The organism is Paraburkholderia sprentiae WSM5005 (assembly GCF_001865575.2).
In the GTDB taxonomy this organism is placed as follows: Bacteria; Pseudomonadota; Gammaproteobacteria; order Burkholderiales; family Burkholderiaceae; genus Paraburkholderia; species Paraburkholderia sprentiae.
Genome location: NZ_CP017561.2, coordinates 1300608 through 1317619 on the forward strand (window position 1 = coordinate 1300608; position 17012 = coordinate 1317619).

At 66.0% G+C, this 17012-nt stretch carries 17 protein-coding genes; 9 read left to right on the forward strand and 8 right to left on the reverse strand.

What is annotated here, in order from left to right:
- Positions 1 to 10: 10 nt before the first annotated feature.
- From lpdA to BJG93_RS05960, 3 genes are all read left to right on the forward strand, one after another.
- Positions 11 to 1453 carry a dihydrolipoyl dehydrogenase gene (gene lpdA / locus BJG93_RS05950; RefSeq protein WP_027197410.1) on the forward strand — a complete coding sequence of 481 codons (1443 nt, stop codon included), beginning with the start codon at positions 11 to 13 and terminating at the stop codon, positions 1451 to 1453.
- An 88-nt stretch (positions 1454 to 1541) separates the two neighbouring features.
- Positions 1542 to 2639: a cell division protein ZapE gene (zapE, locus tag BJG93_RS05955; RefSeq protein ID WP_027197411.1), complete on the forward strand. Its 1098-nt coding sequence runs from the start codon at positions 1542 to 1544 to the stop codon at positions 2637 to 2639.
- 99 nt (positions 2640 to 2738) lie between these two features.
- Positions 2739 to 3197, forward strand: coding sequence for a transposase (locus BJG93_RS05960; RefSeq protein WP_027197412.1), 459 nt, complete (start codon positions 2739 to 2741; stop codon positions 3195 to 3197).
- Between the two features lie 163 nt (positions 3198 to 3360).
- Here the strand turns inward: BJG93_RS05960 and BJG93_RS05965 are convergent, their stop codons facing one another.
- Positions 3361 to 3846, reverse strand: coding sequence for a DUF2147 domain-containing protein (locus BJG93_RS05965; protein WP_027197413.1), 486 nt, complete (start codon positions 3844 to 3846; stop codon positions 3361 to 3363).
- A gap of 395 nt (positions 3847 to 4241) precedes the next feature.
- Between BJG93_RS05965 and BJG93_RS05970 the strand changes: the two genes are divergently transcribed.
- Positions 4242 to 4958, forward strand: coding sequence for a DUF2968 domain-containing protein (locus tag BJG93_RS05970; protein ID WP_027197414.1), 717 nt, complete (start codon positions 4242 to 4244; stop codon positions 4956 to 4958).
- A gap of 183 nt (positions 4959 to 5141) precedes the next feature.
- Here the strand turns inward: BJG93_RS05970 and BJG93_RS05975 are convergent, their stop codons facing one another.
- Positions 5142 to 5333 (reverse strand): hypothetical protein, encoded by a 192-nt coding sequence (locus tag BJG93_RS05975; RefSeq protein WP_027197415.1) that lies wholly within the window; start codon positions 5331 to 5333, stop codon positions 5142 to 5144.
- 355 nt (positions 5334 to 5688) lie between these two features.
- Positions 5689 to 6156: an RNA chaperone Hfq gene (gene hfq, locus BJG93_RS05985; RefSeq protein ID WP_027197416.1), complete on the reverse strand. Its 468-nt coding sequence runs from the start codon at positions 6154 to 6156 to the stop codon at positions 5689 to 5691.
- A gap of 397 nt (positions 6157 to 6553) precedes the next feature.
- On the opposite strand from hfq, the gene BJG93_RS36025 reads away from it, so the two are divergent.
- From BJG93_RS36025 to BJG93_RS06005, 5 genes are all read left to right on the forward strand, one after another.
- The gene (locus BJG93_RS36025) at positions 6554 to 6688 is read left to right on the forward strand and encodes a hypothetical protein (RefSeq protein ID WP_269217458.1); all 135 of its coding nucleotides are present in this window, start codon (positions 6554 to 6556) and stop codon (positions 6686 to 6688) included.
- A 26-nt stretch (positions 6689 to 6714) separates the two neighbouring features.
- On the forward strand, positions 6715 to 7275 hold the full coding sequence (locus tag BJG93_RS05990) for a sigma-70 family RNA polymerase sigma factor (RefSeq protein WP_027197417.1): 561 nt from the start codon (positions 6715 to 6717) through the stop codon (positions 7273 to 7275).
- Complete coding sequence (locus BJG93_RS05995) at positions 7275 to 8183, forward strand: anti-sigma factor family protein (protein WP_027197418.1); 909 nt, start codon at positions 7275 to 7277, stop codon at positions 8181 to 8183. Before BJG93_RS05990 ends, BJG93_RS05995 begins: the two co-directional genes overlap by 1 nt.
- A gap of 92 nt (positions 8184 to 8275) precedes the next feature.
- Positions 8276 to 9853, forward strand: coding sequence for an FAD-binding oxidoreductase (locus BJG93_RS06000; RefSeq protein WP_027197419.1), 1578 nt, complete (start codon positions 8276 to 8278; stop codon positions 9851 to 9853).
- Positions 9854 to 9909: 56 nt separating this feature from the next.
- Positions 9910 to 10341, forward strand: coding sequence for a hypothetical protein (locus BJG93_RS06005; protein WP_027197420.1), 432 nt, complete (start codon positions 9910 to 9912; stop codon positions 10339 to 10341).
- On the opposite strand, the gene BJG93_RS06010 is transcribed toward BJG93_RS06005, so the two are convergent.
- The 5 genes from BJG93_RS06010 to BJG93_RS06030 form a co-directional block, all read right to left on the reverse strand.
- Positions 10338 to 11258 carry a DUF1571 domain-containing protein gene (locus tag BJG93_RS06010; protein ID WP_027197421.1) on the reverse strand — a complete coding sequence of 307 codons (921 nt, stop codon included), beginning with the start codon at positions 11256 to 11258 and terminating at the stop codon, positions 10338 to 10340. The genes BJG93_RS06005 and BJG93_RS06010 overlap by 4 nt on opposite strands.
- Positions 11259 to 11323: 65 nt before the next feature.
- Positions 11324 to 13123, reverse strand: a complete 1800-nt coding sequence (locus BJG93_RS06015) for an AMP-binding protein (protein WP_027197422.1) — start codon at positions 13121 to 13123, stop codon at positions 11324 to 11326.
- Positions 13124 to 13158: 35 nt separating this feature from the next.
- Positions 13159 to 14460 (reverse strand): acetyl-CoA C-acetyltransferase, encoded by a 1302-nt coding sequence (locus BJG93_RS06020; protein WP_027197423.1) that lies wholly within the window; start codon positions 14458 to 14460, stop codon positions 13159 to 13161.
- A 59-nt stretch (positions 14461 to 14519) separates the two neighbouring features.
- On the reverse strand, positions 14520 to 15455 hold the full coding sequence (locus BJG93_RS06025) for a MaoC/PaaZ C-terminal domain-containing protein (RefSeq protein WP_027197424.1): 936 nt from the start codon (positions 15453 to 15455) through the stop codon (positions 14520 to 14522).
- A 14-nt stretch (positions 15456 to 15469) separates the two neighbouring features.
- A complete protein-coding gene (locus tag BJG93_RS06030) occupies positions 15470 to 16885 on the reverse strand; it encodes a 3-oxoacyl-ACP reductase (RefSeq protein ID WP_071336541.1) in 1416 nt (471 codons plus the stop codon).
- Positions 16886 to 17012 lie beyond the last annotated feature (127 nt).

A 17012-nucleotide genomic window follows, 5' to 3' on the forward strand; every position in this document is an offset into this window, starting at 1 on the left:
AGGGATTGTCATGTCCAAAGAATTTGACGTCGTCGTGATCGGCGCAGGCCCGGGCGGTTATATCGCCGCCATCCGCGCAGCGCAACTCGGCAAGACCGTCGCATGTATCGAAAAGTGGAAGAACCCGGCCGGTACGCTGAAGCTCGGCGGCACCTGCCTGAACGTCGGGTGCATTCCGTCGAAGGCGCTGCTAGCGTCGTCGGAAGAGTTTGAAAACGCATCGCATCACCTCGCCGACCACGGCATCTCGGTGGAGAACGTCTCGGTCGATATCTCGAAGATGATGGGCCGCAAGGACGGCATCGTCGAGAAGATGACCAAGGGCATCGAATTCCTGTTCCGCAAGAACAAGATCACGTGGCTCAAGGGCCATGGCAAGTTCACCGGCAAGACGGACGCCGGCGTGCAGATCGAAGTGAGCGGCGAAGGCGAGGGCGGTGCAAGCAGCGAAGTCGTCACGGCGAAGAACGTGATCATCGCAACGGGTTCGAAGGCGCGTCATCTGCCGGGCATTCCGGTCGACAATAAGCTGATCGCCGACAACGAAGGCGCACTGTCGTTCGACACGGCGCCGAAGAAGCTCGCCGTGATCGGCGCAGGTGTGATCGGTCTGGAACTCGGCTCGGTTTGGCGCCGCCTCGGCGCGGACGTGACCGTGCTCGAAGCGCTGCCGGAATTCCTCGGCGCGGCTGATCAGGCGCTGGCGAAGGAAGCGGCCAAGCAGTTCAAGAAGCAAGGTCTCGACATCCACGTCGGCGTGAAGGTCGGCGAAGTGAAGACGAGCGAGAACGGCGTGACGATCGCCTACACGGACAAGGACGGCAACGCGCAGACGCTCGAAGCCGACCGCCTGATCGTGTCGGTCGGCCGCGTGCCGAACACCGACAACCTCGGCCTCGAAGCGATCGGCCTGAAGGCCAACGAGCGCGGCTTCATCGACGTGGACGATCACTGCGCGACGGCTGTGCCGAACGTGTATGCGATCGGCGACGTGGTGCGCGGCCCGATGCTCGCGCACAAGGCTGAAGACGAAGGCGTGCTGGTCGCGGAAGTGATCGACGGCCAGAAGCCGCACATCGACTACAACTGCATTCCGTGGGTGATCTACACCGAGCCGGAAATCGCCTGGGTCGGCAAGACCGAACAGCAGCTGAAGGCCGAAGGCCGCGAGATCAAGACCGGCCAGTTCCCGTTCATGGCGAACGGCCGCGCGCTCGGCATCAATAAGGCGGACGGTTTCGTCAAGATGATCGCCGACGCGAAGACCGACGAACTGCTCGGCGTGCACATCATCTCGGCGAACGCATCGGACCTGATCGCGGAAGCCGTCGTGGCGATGGAGTTCAAGGCGGCGTCGGAAGACATCGGCCGTATTTGCCATCCGCACCCGTCGCTGTCGGAAGTCATGCGCGAGGCGGCACTCGCCGTCGACAAGCGCGCGTTGAACATGTAAGCGCGCACGCCTGACCGAAACGCAATCTTGGCATCACCAAAGGCGGGCGGGGTTCACTCCCTCCCGCCTTTCTTTTTGCAGCAACACGATGAACGTCACCGAATACTACGAAAAAGAACTGCAGACGCGCGGTTATCAATCCGATCCGGCGCAGCGCGCGGCGGTCGACCGCCTGCAGCGGTGCTATGAAGAGTGGGTCGAATACAAGTCGCGCCGCTCGAACGCGTTCAAGAAGCTGATCATTCGCCCGGATCTGCCGCGCGGCGTATACATGTGGGGCGGCGTGGGCCGCGGCAAGAGCTTCCTGATGGACAGCTTCTACATGATCGTGCCGTTGCATCGCAAAACGCGTCTGCATTTCCACGAGTTCATGCGCGAAGTGCATCGCGAGCTCGAAGAACTCAAAGGCCGGGCCGATCCGCTCGACGAACTCGCGCGCCGCATCGCGAAGCGCTATCGGCTGATCTGTTTCGACGAATTCCACGTGTCGGATATCGCCGACGCGATGATCCTGTATCGACTGCTCGACAAGCTGTTCGAGAACGGCGTGCAGTTCGTGATGACGTCCAACTACGATCCCGACACGCTGTACCCGGACGGCCTGCATCGGGACCGCATGCTGCCCGCGATCGATCTGATCAAGCAGAAGCTCGACGTGATCAACGTCGACGCGGGGATCGACTACCGCCAGCGCACGCTTGCGCAGGTGGAGGTCTATCACACGCCGCTGGACGCCGCCGCCGGCAAGGCGCTGCGCGACGCCTTCGCGCGCCTCGCCGCCGTGCCCGACGAAAGCCCACTGCTGCATATCGAGAAGCGCGAGCTGAAGGCGTTGCGCCGCGCGGACGGCGTCGTCTGGTTCGATTTCGCGACGCTGTGCGGCGGTCCGCGCTCGCAGAACGACTACCTCGAGCTCGCGACCCGCTTTCACGCGGTGATCCTGTCGGACGTGCCGCAGATGTCGGCGCGCATGGCGTCGGAAGCGCGCCGCTTCACCTGGCTCATCGACGTGTTCTACGACCACAAGGTCAAGCTGTTGATGTCGGCTGCAGTGCCGCCGGAGCAGTTGTACGTCGACGGTCCGATGGCCAACGAATTCACACGTACGGTGTCGCGCATCGTCGAGATGCAGTCGAAAGAGTATCTCGACGCGCCACGCCGGATCGTCGATACGTCTCTGACCTGAGCCTCGGCGCACGACACGTTTTCAGGATTCAGAGTGGTCTTATAGTCCGCGCACGGATCACTAGCTATCTTTTGTCGTTGTTCTGACAAAGGAGGAAGCATGAATCCGTACCGCGAAATCACCGATGAAGAATGGCAGCGCGTTGCGCCACTGCTGCCAGAACTCCGGCCGCGTACCGAGATGCGTGGCCGTCCGCTTGCCAATACCCGCTCGGTGCTCAACGGCGTGCTGTGGGTCATGTGTAGCGGGGCCGCCTGGTCCGCAATGCCGCGCCGCTACCCGTCGTATCAAACCTGTCATCGCCGCTTCAAGTCATGGTACGCATCGGGCGCGCTCAAGCACGTTACGGAGCAACTGCTCGGCGCCGGGAGCAAAGATCTCTGCAGTTCGATGGAAGCGCGTATGCGTACGTACACTAGCGCATCGCGCAAGCGCGCCGCGGCTAGGCGCGCGGCCGCGGCGTTCCGTGTTCCGCCCGCCGCACATCATCCCGCATCGGCCACGCCAGCGCCGGCGTCGCCGTCCGCTTGCGCTGCATCGTTCGAGCAGGCCGCATGAGCGTCACAAACAGCTTGCCACTATGAAAACGGCCGCGCGATTCGTGATCGCCGGCCGCTTTTTTTTATGTTGCACCTCCTGATGCGGAGCGCGCCATCGTTGCAGCGTGATGCGCTCAGTCAGGCGACGTGCGAAGCGCCATGCATGCGCCGCACGCCGGACCTCACTGCTGCCGGATCCACGTCTGCGAGCGGCCCAGCAGCGCGACACCAATATAGCCTCGCACCACGAGCTTGTTGCCGCCGTCTTCGAGATGCATCTTGCACTTGTAGAGTTTGCCGTTTTCAGGATCGAGAATCCGGCCGTGATCCCAGACATCGCCGTCCTTCTTCATGCTGTCGATGATGGTCATGCCGAGAATCGGTTGATCCTTGCGCGCGCCAGTGCATTCGGTGCAGCGGCGATCCGGCTGGTCGTTGGCGCCGAGACCCTTGATAAGCTTGCCGTTCAGTTCGCCGTTGCCGTCTTGGGTGATCTGCACGAGAGCCTTCGGCTGCCCGGTGTGATCGTCGATGGTTTGCCACGTGCCGATCGGTGTATCGGTCTGCGCCATCGCGGTCACGGCGCTGGCAAGCAGGGCGCCGGCGAGTGCGGCGTGACGGGCGGTGCGCAGCGCGAACGCACGGCCACGTTGAGTGAATTGCGTCATTGCCTTCCTCCTTGATGAGAGACAGCGCGATCATGGTCGCGCGGCGTTATGGGCATCGCTCAGATGCGGGCACCGGCCTTCGCGATGCGGGACGATGTCTGCGGCGAGCCGTTCGTATCGTCAGCGCAGAATACGCGAAAGTGCATGTGACGTTTGATAGTGGAGCGTCTAATTAGCACGCGGCACTTCGCAAGCGTGTCAATTCAGCAGCCGCGAGAGCGTCGCGTTGATGAGCGGACTGCGTGACGCCCTCGCCCGCGGCGCATCGCCGAGCGCTTTCACAACGCACAGAAATGCGCAAGCACCAAATTTTCGATGAAGAGCCCGGAACCCGCGAAAGTGAGTAATAATGCCCCGTTTCAACTAAAACAAAATCTGTTCACAGCAGGTACTACATGGACCGAAAGTCAAAGCTACGAAAGATTGTTCTGGCCGCATGCATCGTATTGGGGGCCCTTGAGGGCGCGAATGCACAGGCTGTGCAGAACAGTGGCGCAAGCAGTGCAGTCGTGTCCCAGCCGGATACGACGACCGCATTGCCCGACGCGCAGCAGACCGGCCAGGCGGAGACCACTGCACTGACGCCGGATGAAAACCGGCAGTCCGCCACCGGCAACGTGGCGGAATTGCAGCAGATGATGCACGGCTCGGTTCTCACCGAATTGCGCACCACGTATAACGGCACGTATGGCGCGAGCCTGCTGTTTTACGGCAAGGAGATGACCTACTACGTCGCGCTGTTCCAGCAGAAAAACTTCTGGCGCGTGATCAAGACGCAGGACGCCGCGCGCGCCGGGCTCATCTACAAGGATTTCGTGCGCCAGACGATGCAGCTGTCGGATGTCGAGATCCGTCGAACTCAACTCGAAGCGCAGAAGGCGTTCACGCAGCGGATGGTCGCGCTGTCGCAGGACCGCGCGAGCCGGCTGCAGGCCGACCTCGACGTCGCGCGTCAACAGCAGAGCATCGTGGCGAGCCAGCAGGAACAGAAGCGCACCGAGGCGACCGAATTGGCGCAGCAAAAGGCCGTTGCACAGGATCAGCTGCGCGCCGCGCAGCGTCAGGTGCGCGACCTGCAGCGTCAGCTCGACAGCGGCTTGCCGGCGCATTGAGGACGACGGTGTGAGCCTTCGTGGAGAGCGGGATGGCGCGGCAATCGATGCGCCGTCCGGCTCGTCCGCGGGATAGGGTGGTCGGTGCTTGGCGCGGGCCGCTAGCCGGCGCATCGCGGGCATCGCATTTGCGCCGCCGGGCGCTTCGGCATCTGTACTGTCACGACGCAGGACGGCTCGACTTCAATGCCGCTTGCGCTTATCCGCCTGAGTCTTGCGCATCCGCTCGCGAGTCGGCTCCGTCATGTCGACGGCGATCGGATCGCTGGCGGGGAAGCTTTCCATCAGCGCTTCGTCGAGCCGCGTATCGGCGGACGTCGGCGGCGTCCGGCGCGTGCGCGCAGGCTGGGAGGCCTGCTGGCGTTTGCTGGTCATGGTGCGCTCCTTGAGTAGAGAGTCGATCATTCAGCATAGCCCATCGAGTCCCGAACGACACCTCCATCGATCCATCACGCAGCGAGCCACATAAACGGGGAACAGCCGGCGCGTACGCGACGTGTGACATGTGCTCGCAGCGCATATCATGGAAGCCGAACTGGAACACCTGGATTGGGCGACGCGCCCACCGGCGCCGCACCTGTTCGCCGCCGGTTAATGGCAGCGTCGCGTGCGGGCGGTCACGGGAAGATTCGAGCTGACCGAGCGGCAGCTGATGCAACTGAAGAGAATTCTGCTGCGCCTCGGTCCGTTCACGGAGTCGCGAGGCGCGGCCGTTACCGCGGTTTCCTGTTTATTCGTGATTGCCGCCGGGGCTGCCGCCGCCGTGGTTGCCGCCATGATTGCCGCCTTCCCCGCCCGTGCCGAACAGACGACGGCGCCGTGTGACGACCACCGGGCCTTCCGAGTTGCCGCTGCCGCGCTCGTTCGGCGCACGCTCCGACGACGGCGCGCCGTACGATTCACGCGGCTCGCGATGTTCGCGCGAACCGTGCGGACCTCGCGCGCCATGTTCGCCATGCGACGTCCGCCCGGTGCGCGGCGCCGGCCGCGTGCCGGTGTCGAGCTGGATCGTGGAGATCGCGCGCTTGTAGATGCCTTGCAGGCCAACCGGCGTGCGCAGCATCACCAGGTACTGATCGAACGACTCGATGCATCCGGTCAGGCGAATGCCGTTGACCAGATAGATCTCGACGCGCTTTCGTTCCTTGCGCGCAGCGTTCATGAAGTCGTTTTGCGGATGCGATTCTGCGGAAGCCATGGACAATTCAGGTTAGATAGACGGTGGTTCGCCGGGATTTTACCCTTTCTACTCTATGCGGGGGCTGAACGCGTCGACGGGGCGAACTTTGTCCACTATAACGACTTGTGAGGACATAAGCACCCGATAACGCGGCACTGTAACGTTGAGTTACGAATCTGCTGTTCAATGGCGTCTTCTTCCGGCTTCGCCAGGCTTTGCCGGCACGGTTGGCGGAAAAAGCAAGGACGCCGCGGGGTGCAACGAAACAGTGCATGGAGATCAGCGCCGCGAGGGCGATGGAATAAACCGCGCGATCGCGGCGTTAAGTAGGGTATGGCAGCACCGCATGTCGCGGCCTGCCGCCCGCCGCGCCGGTCAGTCGATCGCGCGCCGGGCATCCGCCAGGAGGCTCACCATGAAAGCATCCCGTATTCTGTCAGCGCTCTTCGTCCTGCTCGCGCTCGCGTGTGGCTCGCCCGCGCACGCGGCCGATACCGACACCGCCGCGTCGAGCTCGAGCAGCAACAGCAGCAGCGGCGGCGGCTACTAACGCCGCGGCCGGGCCTGGCACGCCGGGTGACATTCGAAGCGGAAGTGATCGCGTGGCTGCCGCAGCTGCGCCGCTATGCGCGCGCACTGACCGGCGACCACGCCTGGGCCGACGATCTCGTGCAGGATACGGCGGAGCGTGCGCTTGCGCGCTGGTCGGCATTCCGGCCGAACAGTAACCTGCGCGCATGGCTGCTGACGATCCTGCGGCATCTGTATATCGACCAGCTGCGCGGACGCCGCGAGATCGCCGTCGACGACGAAAGCGCGCCGTGGCGCAATCTCGAGGCGCCGCACGGCGAGGTCGACGGTCTGGTGCTGCGCGACGTGCAGCGTGCGCTGTACTGCCTGCCGCTCGAGCAGCGTGAGGTGCTGCTGCTGGTGTGCGTCGAGGAGCTGTCGTACCAGGAGGCGTCGAGCGCGCTGGGGGTGCCGATCGGTACGGTGATGTCGCGGCTGTCGCGCGCGCGCGAGCATATGCGCACGTTGCTGTGCGAGGAGCCGCCGGGCCCAATGCACGGACCGCAGCCCGATGCGCCGCGAGCGGCGCATACAGTCGCGCCGCTGAAAGTGGTGAGAAACCGATAATGAACAACGACGACTTCCATTCCGACTTGCCCGCCGAGCTCGATCTGCGCGCGCTGTCGGCCTATGTCGATGGCGAATTGCCGGATGACCGGCGCGCCGCGATCGAAATGCAGCTTGGCGAGCATCCGCAGGCCGCCGCGCGCGTCGCCGCGTGGCGCGCGCAGAAGGCGGCGCTGCGCGCGCTGTGCGGCGCGCCGGGCCGCGATGCGCGGCAAGCGCAAGCAGGGCAGCAGGCCGGCGATCGGCAAGTAGCTGCCGAATCCGGCGAGCGACCTGATACAGGCAGCCAGCCCGCTCAGGCGCCGCAGCCGGCTTTTATCGTCGTGCGCCGTACGCGGCCGTGGTGGCAGCGCGCGGGTCTCGCCGCCTGCTGGCTCGCGGCCGGCGCCGGGCTGGCGCTGGCGCTCGGTCCGCTCGCGCCGCGGCTGAGCGGCGGCGCATGGAGCGGCTTCGGCGGCCAGCCGGCCGGTTTTGCGCAGCGCGCGGATATCGCGTACGCGGTGTACACGCCCGAGCGGCGGCATCCGGTCGAAGTCGCCGCAAGCGAGGAAGCGCATCTGATCACGTGGCTGTCGAAGCGACTGAACCGCCCGCTATCCGTGCCGTCGTTGCAGGAGTATGGTTATTCGCTGGTGGGCGGCCGGCTATTGCCCGGCGAGGCCGGGCCCGCCGCCCAGTTCATGTACGAGAACCAGGCCGGCGCGCGCCTGACGCTGTACGTGACCGGCATCGGGCGCGACGAAACCGCGTTCCGCCTGTTTCGCGACGGCAACCGCCGCACCTTTTACTGGATCAGCGACGGCATGGGCTACGCGCTGTCCGGCGCGATCGCGGAAGGCAAGCTGCGCGAGATCGCGATCGACGTATGCAGCGAGCTCGGTGGTAAGCCCGAGACGTGGCAGCAGTAGCGGGCGGTAGCGCGTCGTCAAGGCCGTCGGTGGCCATATGCGAATCGCCGCCCGCGCGACTGCGCCCGCCGGGTGCCCGACAAGGAGACGCCTTGCCCCAGACGCTGCCGCCCAACCTGTCCGCCGCGCAGTTCGACGGCGCGCTCGCCGCCTGGCGCGCGATCGTCGGCGACGCGCAGGTGCTGAGTTCCGACGCCGGCCTCGCCGCCTATCGCGATCCATTCGCGCCTGGCGAGCGCGGCGCGTTTGCCGCTAGCGCCGCGCTGCTGCCCGCGTCGGTCGATGAAATCCGCGCGGTGCTGCGCATCGCCAATCAATACCGGATTCCGCTGTGGACCGTATCGACCGGACGCAACTTCGCGTACGGCGGCGCCGCGCCGCGTCTGACCGGCTCGGTCGTGCTCGACTTGCAGCGCATGAACCGCATCCTCGACGTCAACGAAACGCTCGCCTACGCGCTCGTCGAGCCCGGCGTCAGCTATTTCGACCTGTACGCGCATCTGCGCGACAAGGGCTACAAGCTGTGGGTCGATCCACCGGCCGCCGGCTGGGGCAGCGTGGTCGGCAACACGCTCGAGCGCGGCTTCGGCTATACCGACTATGGCGATCACGCGGCCGCGCAATGCGGGATGGAAGTGGTGCTCGCCAACGGCGACGTGCTGCGCACCGGCATGGGCGGCGTCGAGATCGGCACCGCCTGGCAGCTGTATCAGCCGGGCTACGGGCCGTCCTTCGATGCGATGTTCATGCAGTCGAACTACGGCATCGTCACGAAGCTCGGCGTGTGGCTGATGCCCGCGCCGCCGGCGTATCTGCTCGGCGAAATCCAGTTTCGCCGCGAGGCGGATCTGGATGCGATCGTCGAGCTTCTGCGGCCGTTGCGGCTCGACGGCACGATCCGCAATCACGCGGTGATCGAGGGCGGTTTGCGGCGCGCGGCGAGCCTGTCGCCACGCCGGCAATGGTACGACGGCGCGGGCGCGATGCCGGAGAGCGCGGTGCAGGCGATGCTCGACCAACTCGGCGTCGGACGCTGGAACCTGCATTTCGCGCTGTACGGCACGCCGGAGTTGATCGACGCGCGCCATGCGCTGATCGAGCGCGCGTTTGCGCGGGTGCCGCAGGCGCGGCTCGCGGCGGCGCGCTATGCCGGCGACGCACAGCCGACTGGTGGCGGCGACCGCAACATGGCCGGGATTCCCGCGATGACCGCATTTCGCATGCTCGACTGGCGCGGCGGCGCGGGCGCGCACGTCGACTTCGCGCCGATCTGTCCGGCGACCGGGCGCGACGCGATGCGCCAGTACACGATGGTGAAAGCGCGCGCCGCGGAGTACGGATTCGATTACTACGGCGGCTTCACGGCGGGTGCGCGTCATCTCCATCACATCTTCGCGGCGATTTTCGATCGCGGCGACGCGGACCAGGTGGAGCAGGCCGGCGCGCTGCTGCGCTCGCTGATGAGCGATGCGCGCGCGGCCGGCTACGGCGAATATCGCGCGCATCTCGCGTATATGGATTTTGCGGCCGCGCAATACAGCTTCAACGACGGCGCATTGCTGCGTTTCGCGGAAACGCTGAAGGATGCGCTCGACCCGAACGGCATTCTCGCGCCGGGCAAGCAGGGTATCTGGCCGGCGGCGTGGCGCGACCGGCGGGGCTACACGTGAACGGCGAGTGCGCACTTGCACGATCGAACCGCAAACTGAACGGGACTTGCACGCCAATGGATCGACGCACTTTCATGCTCACCGGCGCGTCGCTCGCGACGGCCGCGGGCGGCGCATGGCCGTGGCTCGCGCAAGCCGCCGCGTGCGCTGACGGCGCCCACGCGTTCGCGATCGTCGACTCGACGCTCGAATGCGGCGCGTCGTTCGCGCGCTATGCCGCGCATTGTCGGTTGACGACTTTCGACACCGGCGACGATGCCGGTGCGCTGTGGTTCACGACGCTCGCGCCGCTGCTCGACGACGGCCGGACCCGGCACGCGGTTCCTGCGCTCATCGGCTTCACGCGGGCGTCCGATTACTTCATCCTGCAACACCTCGCGCTTCGCACAGGACGCTTCGTCGAGCATAGTCACGAAGCGCGCGAGGGGCTGCACGCGCAACCCGCGTACGTGGCCTTCGCGCTGACGCCGCGTGTCGCGCGCGGCTAGAACCGATAGTCCTTGTTCTTCGGATCGAAGGTCGAATCGTCGAAGGTCTTCGGCGTGATGTTCTCGAACACGATCTGCTCGAAAATCTTGCCGTCGTTGTCGTAAGACTCGACGCTGCGAAAGAACGGATGCCGCAAATCGAGCCCGAGCGTTTCCTTCTTCGCGTAGAACCGCGGCTGGCCCACCGGTGTTTCGAACGTAAGCGCGACGACGCGCACGCCGTCGATCGTCTTCACTGCGATCTGCGTCGAACGCGGCAAGCCGGCCTCGCTGTACCTCCTGCCTTCGCTCAGATATTGCTCGGCGATGTACTCGGTGCCCAGATCCCGCACGCTGTGATTCGATTGCGAGCGTGCGAGCGCGCCGCCTAGTGAGGTCCACAACGGCATCACGTTCATGATGCCGCCGAGGTGACCGTAGGTTTCGTCGCTGCGTTTCGATTCGTCGTAGATGATTTCCTGGCCCGCGTGTGCGCCGTCGGGCAGCCACTTCGCATAGATCCGCAGCGGGTCGTGCGCGACGCGCACCAGCATGTGATCGGGCTGGTCGGGCCACACGCCGCGAATGCGTTCGGAGCGCGACATCGTGAACTCGTACGACGGGTAGCCGTTCGGCCCTTCCTTGATATAGCGCGGCAGCGTGAGCGGATCGAGCGACTGGAACAGCGCGACCAGTTGCGCGTCGTCGAGTTTTTCGAGCATGCCGCTTTGCTGCGCGGCGCGCAGCCATTTGACCTGGCTGTCGAGCGACAGCTTGCCGACCTGAGCGGCCGGTGTGGCTGGCGGCTTGACGGCGCTCGCGGTGTCGAGCGGGGGCGGGCGGTCGTCGTTCTGCGCGAAGGCCGTCGGCACCGAAAGCAGGGCGGCGCCGGCAACGAGCGCACTCAGCAACGAACTTCCCAACCCGCGGTGCTTCATGAGTCCCTCCAGAAAAGTGTCATGGCCGACAAGGCAATAACGTACCGACGCGGTCGTTATTCCGGTCAGGCAGACTTCTGCTTCGCGAGTTCCTCGTCGCGCAACGCGCGGCGCAGAATCTTGCCGACGTTGGTTTGCGGCAGCTCGTCGCGGAACTCGACGAGCTTCGGCACCTTGTAGGCGGTCAGATTCTTGCGACAGTAGGCGATTACCTGCTCGGCGGTGAGCGTCGGGGTGCGCCGCACGATAAACACCTTCACGCGCTCGCCCTGCGCGGGGTCGGGTACGCCGATCGCGGCAACTTCGCGCACGTCCGGATGCGCGGCGATCACGTCCTCGATTTCGTTCGGATACACGTTGAAGCCCGACACGAGGATCATGTCCTTCTTGCGATCGATCAGCCGGATAAAGCCGCGCGAATCCATCACGCCGATGTCGCCGGTCGCGAGCCAGCCGTCGTCGTCGATCACCTTCGCGGTTTCATCGGGGCGGTTCCAGTAGCCCTTCATGACCTGCGGACCCTTCACGCATAGCTCGCCCGCCTCGCCGACGTTGGCCCAGCTGCCGTCGTCTTTTCTGAAACGCACCTGCGTGGACGGCGCGGGCAGGCCGATCGAGCCTTCGAAGTCGCGCTGCTTGCTCAGCTCGACCGGATTCATCGATACGATCGGCGAGCACTCGGTCAGCCCGTAGCCCTCGACGATCGGCTTGCCCGTCACCGCCTTGAAGCGCTCGGCGACGGCTTTCTGCGTCGCCATGCCGCCCGCCATTGCGAGCTTCAGGTTCGAGAAGTCGCGCCGGCGGAATTCCTCGTTGTCGAGGAACGCGTTATAGAGCGTGTTGACCGCGGTCATGCCAGTGAATTTTTCGTGACGGATGATCATCATCACGCGCTTGATGTCACGCGGATTCGCGATCAGGATGTTGCGCCCGCCGAGTCCCATGAAGATCAGCGCGTTCACGGTCAGCGAGTAGATGTGATAAAGCGGCAGCGGCGTGAGCACCGTTTCACCGTCGCCGGACAGCTGCCCCGCGGCCCACGCCTTCGCCTGCAACAGATTGGCGATGATGTTGCGGTGCGTGAGCATCGCGCCTTTCGCGACGCCGGTCGTGCCACCGGTGTATTGCAGGAACGCGATGTCTTCGGGGGTCGTGCGCACCGGCGTGTGCGGCCGCGAGTAACCGGCCGAAAGCGCCTTCAGCAGCGGCACCGCCTGCGGCAGCTGGTAGGCGGGCACCATCTTCTTCACATGACGCAGCACGAAATTGAGCAGGCGTCCCTTCAGATTCGCGCCGTCGGCGAGCAGATCGCCGAGCCCGGTCACGATCACGTTGCGCACCTTGGTGCCGGGCAAGGCATCTTCGAGCGTCTTCGCGAAGTTCTCGAACACGACGATCGTCTGCGCGCCGCTGTCCTTCAGCTGGTGCGCGAGTTCGCGCACCGTGTAGAGCGGATTGACGTTGACGACCACCGCGCCCGCCTTGATCGCGCCGAATAGCGCGACCGGGTACTGGAACGTGTTCGGCAGCATGATCGCGACGCGCTCGCCCGGCTGCACGCCGATGCTTTGCAGGTACGCCGCGAACGCCTTCGCCTTGCGGCCGAGCTCGCCGTACGTCATGCTGGCGCCGACGCTGACGTACGCGACGCGCTCGCGGAACTGCGCGACGCATTCGTCGAAGAACTGGTCGAGCGACTCGTATTGCGTGACGTCGATCTCGCGCGGCACGTCGTCCGGATACGACGCGTACCAGATACCGTCGGTGTTCGGCGCGGGATTCGGCGCCGGAGTCGGCACTGGGTTTGGCATATGACTGCCGCCTGCGTCCGGCATGTGCAGCGGGGCGGGGATGGGCTGGGTCATCGGTTGTCTCCTGAAATGTTGGTATCGCTGCCGCGCTAGCGTTCCAGAATCGCGACGACCCCCTGGCCGCCCGCCGCGCAGATCGAGATTAGCCCGCGTGCGCTGCCGGCCGGTTTGTCGAGTTGCGCGAGCATCTTCGCGAGCGCGGCGACGATCCGTCCTCCGGTCGCCGCGAACGGATGGCCGGTCGCGAGCGAACCGCCGTTCACGTTGAGCTTCGCCCGATCGATCGCGCCGAGCGCGCCGGCGAGGCCAAGCTGCGTGCGGCAATATTCGTCATCCTGCCATGCCGCGAGCGTGCATAGCACCTGGGCCGCGAACGCTTCGTGGATTTCGTAGAAATCGAAGTCCCCCAACGCGAGGCCCGCGCGCGCGAGCAGGCGCGGCACCGCGTAGGCGGGCGCCATCAACAGGCCTTCCTGCTTGTCGAAAAAGTCGACCGCCGCCGTTTCCGACCAGCTTAGATACGCGAGCACCGGCAAGCCGCGCTCGGCCGCCCACGCTTCGCTCGCGAGCAGTACCGCGGATGCGCCGTCGGTGAGCGGCGTCGAATTGCCGGCGGTCAGCGTGCCGGCGTCACGGTCGAACACCGGCTTGAGCGTGCCGAGCTGTTCGAGCGATAGGTCGGCGCGCAGGTTGTTGTCGCGCGCGAGGCCCTTGTACGGCGTCATCAGATCGTTGACGAAGCCGCGCGCGTACGCATCGGCGAGCTTGCGATGGCTCTCGTGTGCGAGCACGTCCTGCGCCTCGCGCGAGATGTTCCAGCGCTTGGCCATCAGCTCGCAATGCTCGCCCATCGACAGCCCCGTGCGCGGCTCGCCGTTGCGCGGCAATAGCGGCTTGAAGAGCATGCCGGGCCGCAGCCTGCTGAGCGCGGCGATCCGCTGACCGGTAGTTTTGCCGCGATTCGCTTCGAGCAGGATCTTGCGCATGCGCTCGTTGACGGCGATCGGCGCGTCGGACGTGGTATCGACGCCGCCCGCGATGCCCGCGTCGATCTGCCCGAGCGCGATTTTGTTGGCGACGAGGATCGCGGCTTCGAGGCCGGTGCCGCAGGCCTGCTGCACGTCGTAGGCGGGGGTTTCCTTCGCGAGCGTGGTGGACAGCACGGACTCGCGCGTCAGGTTGAAGTCGCGCGAATGCTTGATGACCGCGCCCGCCGCGACTTCGCCGAGACGCACGCCGTGCAGCCCGTAGCGATCGATCAACCCTTGCAGGGCAAAGGTCAGCATGTCCTGATTCGATGCGCTCGCGTACGCGGTATTCGAGCGGGCAAACGGAATCCGGTTGCCCCCGATGATGGCGACGCGGCGCACGGCGGGTTGCGGGTGGGGCATGCTCGGCTCCTTTGGATCGTTCCCAGGTTATCGGCCGGTGCGAACGATGCGCTCACGGCTCACAGCAGCCGCCACTGCATGCGCCCGCGCAAATGCGGCTTTTCTCCGGCGATATCGCGCACCTCGATATCGCGTTCGATCAGCGAAGGCGATGCGCTCCACAGCGACGCTTCGCCCGGCAGCAGCATCGGCACCTTGAACTCGGCGCTGAGCGTCGCTTCGGCGAGCGGCTTCGGCGGCTGCAGCGACGCCGCGGCGCGCGCGAGCGTCCACATGCCATGCGCGATCGCGCGCGGAAAGCCGAACACCCTGGCCGACAGCGCGCTCATGTGGATCGGGTTGTAGTCGCCCGACACGCTCGCGTAGTCGCGGCCCAGTTGCGGCGCGAGCTGCCAGCGCGCGATCCGCTGCAGCGCATCGGGGCCGAGCGTCAACGCTTCGAGCGGATGGCCGAGCGCCGGCACCGCGCGCTTCAGATAGACGCTATCGCCGTCCCACACCGCTTCGCCGCGTCGATAGATGCGCGTATGCACGACGAACGCCTGGCCCTTGTCGTGACGCAGCAGCGCGCCGAATTCGACCTCGACGCGCAGCAGGTCCTTGTGCGCGAGCGGCCGGCGCAGCCGTACGTGATTGGCCAGATGCACGAGTCCGAGCGCGGGCCATGGAAACGCGGGGTCGGTCAGCATCAGCAGATGCAGCGGAAACGCGAGCAGATGCGGGTAGGTGAGCGGCACGCCGTGCTCGGGAATGAAGCCGCACACGCGCGCATAGCGCCACACGGGGCCGGGTTCGAGCGCGACGGCGGGGCGTACGAGCCGCAACGGCGGCAGCCGCGTGTCGCGTCCGCGCTTGACGATGCCCGTCAGCGCGCGTCCATACAGCTTCGCCGGCGCGGGCAGAGTTTCGATGACGACGGTTTTCGGCCGCGCCCCGTCGCCGCCCGGCGCGGGCGCGAGTTGACGGCTGCCGAACGGATCACGCGGTTCATCCATACCCATGCTCCCGTTCAGGCGCCGATCAGGCTTTGACCGCACACGCGCACGACCTGGCCGGTCACGCCGGCCGAGCCCGGATGCGCGAGCCACGCGATGGTCTGCGCGACGTCGACGGGCTGGCCGCCCTGGCTCATCGAGTTCATGCGGCGGCCGGCCTCGCGGAGCGCGAACGGCATTTTCGCGGTCATCTGCGTTTCGATGAAGCCGGGCGCGACCGCGTTGATCGTGATGCCGCGCGCGCGCAGTTGCGGCGCCATGCTCTGTACGCGGCCGATCACTCCAGCCTTCGAGGTCGCGTAGTTGGTCTGGCCGGGATTGCCCGCAATGCCGCTGATCGACGACACCGCGACGATGCGCCCGCCGTCGCGCAGGATCCCCGCCGCGAGCAGCGCGTCGTCGATGCGCTCCTGCGCGCTCAGGTTGATGTCGATCACGCTTTGCCACGCGGCGTCGGTCATTTTCGCGATGGTCTTGTCCTTGGTGATGCCGGCGTTGTGCACGACGATGTCGACGCCGAGCTCGTCGAGCGCGGCGGCGATCTGCGCGGCTGCTTCGGGCGCGGCGATATCGAACGCGAGCGTGCTGCCGTTCAGCTGACGGATCGTCGCATCGAGCGCGTCGCGCGCCGACGGAATGTCGAGGCCGATCACATGCGCGCCCTCGGCCGCGAGCACGCTCGCGATCGCCGCGCCGATGCCGCGCGCGGCGCCCGTGACGAGCGCGCGCCGGCCGGCGAGCGGCTGGCGCCAGTCGAACGCGGCGGCGTCGTGCGCGAGCGCGCCTTGCGCCGCGATGCGCACCACCTGACCCGACACATACGCCGAGCGCGGCGACAGGAAAAACCGCAGCGTCGCCTCGATGCCGCGTTCCGAGCCCGCCTCGACATACACGAGATTGGCGGTAATGCCGCGCCGCGCTTCCTTGCCGAGCGAGCGCACGAGCCCTTCGAGCGCGCGCTGGGCGGTCCACTGACGCGGGTTCGCGCAGGCCTCGGGCGGCCGGCCCAGCACGACGATGCGCCCACACTTGCCGAGCGAGCGTAGCGTGTCGTGGAAAAAGCCGTGCAGCGGTTCGAGCAGGCTGCTGTCGTCGATGCCGCTCGCATCGAACAGCAGCGCGGCGAGCTTGCCCGGCGAACCGGCTTCGGCCGGCTCGAAGCGGCCGGTCATCAGGCCGTGGCGAGTGGCGAGCGGCACCCAGAGCCCGGCGCTTTCATGCGCGACGCTCGTCATGCCGACGCTCGCGATGAAACTCGCGAACGCGTCCAACAGACGCGGTTCGCGGCCCGCGCCGATCGCGATCAGACCGCCGAACTCGGGCCGGTCCGCGCGATAGCGCCGCAGCACCTCGGGCTTCGGCAGGCCGAGCGAGCGCGCGAGACGGCCGCCGAACGGCGAGTTGACGAACTTCAGGTAGGCGTCGTTCATGTTATCGGTTGCTCCGCTGGACCCGCCGCCGCCGGCCTCTGTATTTTGTGAGGCGCGCCGGGCGTGTGTCAGTGTGCCTTGAGTTGCGTGACTCAGGTACGGTTCGCAGCGCCGCGTCGTCAGTTTT

What these genes read in the sequence shown, in the direction of transcription:
- lpdA (WP_027197410.1), top strand. Translation starts at nt 11, where the DNA reads ATGTCCAAAGAATTTGACGTCGTCGTGATCGGCGCAGGCCCGGGCGGT.
- zapE (WP_027197411.1), top strand. Translation starts at nt 1,542, where the DNA reads ATGAACGTCACCGAATACTACGAAAAAGAACTGCAGACGCGCGGTTAT.
- BJG93_RS05960 (WP_027197412.1), top strand. Translation starts at nt 2,739, where the DNA reads ATGAATCCGTACCGCGAAATCACCGATGAAGAATGGCAGCGCGTTGCG.
- BJG93_RS05965 (WP_027197413.1), bottom strand. Translation starts at nt 3,846, where the DNA reads ATGACGCAATTCACTCAACGTGGCCGTGCGTTCGCGCTGCGCACCGCC.
- BJG93_RS05970 (WP_027197414.1), top strand. Translation starts at nt 4,242, where the DNA reads ATGGACCGAAAGTCAAAGCTACGAAAGATTGTTCTGGCCGCATGCATC.
- BJG93_RS05975 (WP_027197415.1), bottom strand. Translation starts at nt 5,333, where the DNA reads ATGACCAGCAAACGCCAGCAGGCCTCCCAGCCTGCGCGCACGCGCCGG.
- hfq (WP_027197416.1), bottom strand. Translation starts at nt 6,156, where the DNA reads ATGGCTTCCGCAGAATCGCATCCGCAAAACGACTTCATGAACGCTGCG.
- BJG93_RS36025 (WP_269217458.1), top strand. Translation starts at nt 6,554, where the DNA reads ATGAAAGCATCCCGTATTCTGTCAGCGCTCTTCGTCCTGCTCGCGCTC.
- BJG93_RS05995 (WP_027197418.1), top strand. Translation starts at nt 7,275, where the DNA reads ATGAACAACGACGACTTCCATTCCGACTTGCCCGCCGAGCTCGATCTG.
- BJG93_RS06005 (WP_027197420.1), top strand. Translation starts at nt 9,910, where the DNA reads ATGGATCGACGCACTTTCATGCTCACCGGCGCGTCGCTCGCGACGGCC.
- BJG93_RS06010 (WP_027197421.1), bottom strand. Translation starts at nt 11,258, where the DNA reads ATGAAGCACCGCGGGTTGGGAAGTTCGTTGCTGAGTGCGCTCGTTGCC.
- BJG93_RS06015 (WP_027197422.1), bottom strand. Translation starts at nt 13,123, where the DNA reads ATGACCCAGCCCATCCCCGCCCCGCTGCACATGCCGGACGCAGGCGGC.
- BJG93_RS06020 (WP_027197423.1), bottom strand. Translation starts at nt 14,460, where the DNA reads ATGCCCCACCCGCAACCCGCCGTGCGCCGCGTCGCCATCATCGGGGGC.
- BJG93_RS06025 (WP_027197424.1), bottom strand. Translation starts at nt 15,455, where the DNA reads ATGGATGAACCGCGTGATCCGTTCGGCAGCCGTCAACTCGCGCCCGCG.
- BJG93_RS06030 (WP_071336541.1), bottom strand. Translation starts at nt 16,885, where the DNA reads ATGAACGACGCCTACCTGAAGTTCGTCAACTCGCCGTTCGGCGGCCGT.